Origin of the sequence: Streptomyces phyllanthi (assembly GCF_009377205.1) — a bacterium.
GTDB lineage: Bacteria > Actinomycetota > Actinomycetes > Streptomycetales > Streptomycetaceae > Streptomyces > Streptomyces phyllanthi.
This window is the reverse complement of the sequence record NZ_VJZE01000626.1, coordinates 1-4,220: the sequence shown is the minus strand read 5'-3', so window position 1 is coordinate 4,220 and position 4,220 is coordinate 1. Positions and strand designations below refer to the sequence as shown.

At 70.7% G+C, this 4,220-nt stretch carries 3 protein-coding genes; 2 read left to right on the top strand and 1 reads right to left on the bottom strand.

Annotated elements, in window-relative coordinates:
- Positions 1–231: 231 nt before the first annotated feature.
- A complete protein-coding gene (locus FNH04_RS42345; RefSeq protein ID WP_152791557.1) occupies positions 232–2,532 on the bottom strand; it encodes a polyprenyl synthetase family protein in 2,301 nt (766 codons plus the stop codon).
- A gap of 152 nt (positions 2,533–2,684) precedes the next feature.
- On the opposite strand from FNH04_RS42345, the gene FNH04_RS42340 reads away from it, so the two are divergent.
- Both FNH04_RS42340 and FNH04_RS42335 read left to right on the top strand, forming a co-directional pair.
- Positions 2,685–3,293, top strand: a complete 609-nt coding sequence (locus FNH04_RS42340; RefSeq protein ID WP_152791556.1) for an ABC transporter ATP-binding protein — start codon at positions 2,685–2,687, stop codon at positions 3,291–3,293.
- Positions 3,290–4,141: an ABC transporter permease gene (locus FNH04_RS42335; protein WP_152791555.1), complete on the top strand. Its 852-nt coding sequence runs from the start codon at positions 3,290–3,292 to the stop codon at positions 4,139–4,141. The genes FNH04_RS42340 and FNH04_RS42335 overlap by 4 nt, the downstream gene beginning before the upstream one ends.
- The last annotated feature ends 79 nt before the right edge of the window (positions 4,142–4,220 follow it).

Below are 4,220 nucleotides of genomic sequence, written 5' to 3'. Positions count from 1 at the left end.
CCGACATCCCGCGTCTCAGCCCACCCCCGGCACCCGAACAGCCACCGCACCGCGGACCGATGCGTTCCAGGACGACGCGGAGCTGAGGGGGAGCGGCACGAGCCGGCCGCTCCGGTGTTCGGGAAGTACCCGAAGCGGGGGTTCAGGGGCCGGCCCCGGAGGTGTCCGTGGCCGGTGATACTCCTCAACGGGACGGCCCGGCGAGTGGTTGGTGCCAGGGCCGTGAGGTGTTCACGGGCGGGCGGTCGCCCCGGGGTCGTGGTCGGTTTCGCGCTGGGCGGCGTACCAGCCCAGCGCGCGCACCATGGCCTTGTGCTCGCTCGGGGGGAGCAACGGGGCGAGGGCGTCCCAGGAGTCGTCGACGAGCTCGCGGGCCTCGGCCACGCACGCGTCGAGGGCTCCGCTGTTGATCAGCAGGTCGGACGCCTCGAGTGCGCCGGTGTCGGACTGTTGCCTGAGGGCGTCGCGCAGGCGTCGGCGGTCGGTTGCGCCGAGGAGGCCGGTGGCGTGTGCCACGGGGTAGGTGACCTCCCCGTTGCGGAGGTCTTCGGCGGGGGCGCGGGTGGTGATGCCTTGCTGGTATTCGGCGGCGGTGCACAGCCCGTACAGGTCGGCGACGTCGTCGGTGATCTGGTAGGCGATGCCCACGGCTTCGAAGTACTGGCAGATCGCGGCGAGTTGTTGCTCGTCGGCGCCGCCGAGGATCGCGGCGATCTCCGCGGTGCTGCGGACGAGCATGCCCGTCTTGAGGCGGTGGGCGGTGCGGATCTGGTCGAGGAGAGGGCGGGAGTGACCGGTTGCCACGGCTTCGTCGAAGGCGGTGTGGTGCCCGGCGACGTCGAGGGCCTGGCCGGCGTGGGCGGCGCGGAGGTCTCGCAGGTAGAGCCGGTAGATGCGCAGCATGGTGTCGGGGTCGGCCTGCGGGACGCGCCGGATGAGGGCGTCGAAGGTGTAGTAGCCGAGGGTGCCGGCGGTGATCGCGGGAGCGGTGCCGAAGACTTCGTGGACGCTCGGGCGGCCCCGTCGGGTGGGCGAGTTGTCCTGGATGTCGTCGATGACCAGAGCCGAGACGTGGAGGAGTTCGGTGATCGCGGTCAGTGGCCGGTAGGGCTCGGGGTCGGTGCCGAGCAGGCAGAGGACGGCTGCGGCGACGTAAGGACGCCAGGAGCGCCCTGGGTTGTCCAGCAGGTGCAGGACCGGGGCGGCGACTGCCTGGTGGAGGCGTGCGCGGGCTGAGGCGTCCAGGTCCGTTCTGCCGCTGGTGCCGGTGAGGAGACCGAGCGCGGCGTCGTCAGCCGGGTCGGTGGAGTAGAGCACGGCGGCTTCGGTGCGGGCCGTCTCGTGGGTGCGCCGCATGTAGTGCTCGATATCGCCGATGGTGTTGGAGGGCAGGGTCTGCACAAAGGCCGTGCCGGTCGCGGGCGCGGTCCCCATGACGCCGTGCACGGTGGCGGGGCTTTCCCAGAAGGCCCGTCCGGCCATGAGGGTACGGACTTCGCCCTGCCCGGTGGCGGCGGTGACCTCGATGTCCAGGTCGAGGTCGGGGACGCCGACGCGCACCGCGGTGGGATAGGTGTTGAGGGTGGCCAGTGAGGTCCAGTGGCGCACGGGCTGCCAGGTCATGTCGTGGTGGGTGACGCTGCCGTCCGGGGCGACCGCTGTGGCGCGGGTGAATTCCAGGGTGGCCGCACCTGTGGCGGGATCACTGTGGCGCGAGTGGATGCAGCTGATCTCCCAGCCGTTGCCCAGCTGGACACCGGCCCACTCCCAGGTGTGGTCCGGTGTCCCCGGGGCCCGCTGGATGTCGTAGTAGGTCGTGCCCCAGTCCTGCTCGAACCAGGCCTGCCCCTCCAGCCGTTTCCGGGTGCCGTCCTCACGACGCAGGGTCCCGTGGACGTGCAGCCGGGGCACGAAGTACGACGTCATCGCGTCCGCGTCGGTCGGAAGCCGCCCGGGATAGCGCCCCTGCGCGTCGAACTGCGGGACTGCCGGCTTGACGGGGCTGAGGTGAAGCTCGAAGCGTTGTCCGTCCTGGAGGACCAGACGGTAGCCGCCGTCCTCCTCACGGCGCAGCGCGGCCAGGTCCCCGAAGGAGATGTCCAGGCTCTCGGCCGACTCCACCACCGGCTCGGCCAGCAGCCGGTCGGGCGGCAGCGGGCCCTCGGCCAGGGCTTCGGTCATCGCCTCGCGAACCCGGTGATCCAGTGCGCTGTCGCCGCCGAGCGCGTCGCGGACCGCGCGATGCATGGCGGGCGAGATCCAGGCACTGTGGGAGACCCCCGCCGGGCCCGAGTGCACCGACACCAGGCCATACCCGGGACGGGCGTCAACGTCCCGTACGTCGCGATGCCTGAGGACACTGACCATCCACGTGTACTGATCACCGCTCTCGTCACGCAGATGCCCGTTGAGGTACCACGCCTCGGCGCCGGCCGAGGGATGCGGCGAGCCGAAGGGCGCTGAGCCGACGGCTCGATGCGATGCCGCCTGCCGAGGGACCTGCGCCGCGGGGCGGGAAGAGGAGGTGGTCATGCCGGGAACCTAGACGTCAGCCGCCTGCCCGCCGGGTGCTGTCGCAGCCACGCCACCTCATCGGATGAAAGCACAGCCCGAACAACGGGCCGCACCCGTGCCGTCGCCACGTCCGGCTCGTTATAGCGGAACGCCAAGGGGAGGAGCCCTCGATGGAGGTAACCGGCGTGCACCACGCCTACGGCCGCCGTGCAGTGCTGCGCGGTGTCGACCTGCGACTGCAGCCCGGCGTCCTGGCCGGAATCGTCGGCGAGAACGGCGCGGGCAAGACGACCCTGCTGAGGATTCTCTCAGGCGAACTGACCCCCGATCACGGTTCGGTCCGCCACCACGGCGGGTTCGGGTACTGCCCGCAGGCCGCCGTCCTCAACGACGCACTCACCGTCCGCCAGCACCTGGACTACTTCAAGGTCGCCTACGGTCTCCACGACCTGGGGCGAGCCGAACAGGTCATGGAGGCACTCCGGTTCAGCGAGTACGCCGACGAACGGGCCGGAGCGCTCAGCGGCGGAACCCGGCAGAAACTGAACCTCACCCTGGCTCTCATGCACGATCCGCGGATCCTGCTGCTGGACGAGCCCTACCAGGGTTTCGACTGGGAGACCTACCAGCGGTTCTGGGACCTGGCCATCAGGCTGCGCGGAGAGGGCCGGTCGGTCCTCGTGGTCTCCCACCTCGCCTACGACGCCGAACGCCTCGACACGCTGTGGCGCCTGGACGGCGGCGTTCTGCACGAGCGGACCACGGAGCCCACCGCATGACCCGTCCCCCGGCCGTACGCCGTCACCGCACCCTTTTCCTGACCGCGGCCCGCTACACGCTGATCGAGCACGTGCGCAATCGCTTCGCCATGGTCCTCATCGCCCTGTTCATCCCCGTCTGGACCGCGCTGGCGTTCTGGTCCGTCCCCAGCACCCCCACCCGCTTCCGGCTGCGCGCGACCGGACACCTGCTCACTCCCCACGGCAACCAGCTCACCGAGATCACCGGCGCCCTCAACGCCGTCACCCTGATCATCGGCTTCATGATGTTCGCGGCCTCCTTCACCGGCGGCCACTTCGACCGCCGACTGGCCCTGGCCGGCTACCCCCGCGCCCATCTCGTCCTCGCCAAACTCACCTCCCTCGCTCTGGTCTCCGCCGTCGTTGCCGCCTACGCCACCGTCCTCACCTGCGCCTTCTGGACACCTGAGCAACCCACCCTGCTCGCCGCCGCCCTCTTCGGCGCCGGCATCACCTACGGCGCCCTGGGCGTCGCCTTCGGTTCCCTGCTGCGCCGCGAAGTGGAGGGCATGTTCGCCATCGTGATGACCAGCGTCATCGACCTCGCTCTGCAAAACCCCCTCTACAGCTCCGGCTCCGACGGCAGCGTCGTGCGCTACCTGCCTTCCTACGGCGCGATGCAGGCCGCCACCGGCGCCGGGTTCTCCACCACCGCGCTGCCGAAGTACCTCGCCATCCAGGCCGGGTGGTTCACCGCTGCCGCGCTCCTCGGCCTCCTCGCCTTCCACCGCCGCACCCGAAACACCCTCAGCAGGACCCGGCACCCGCGTATCGTCCGACCTCAGCCACTGTCACGCGGATCGGAGACATCCACCGCAGGACAGTGAGAGCCGGCGCGGACAGCTCGACAGCGCGTCACCCGAGGCCCCCAGGTGGTAGCCGGGGTTCGGGGGTGCGGCCCCAAGG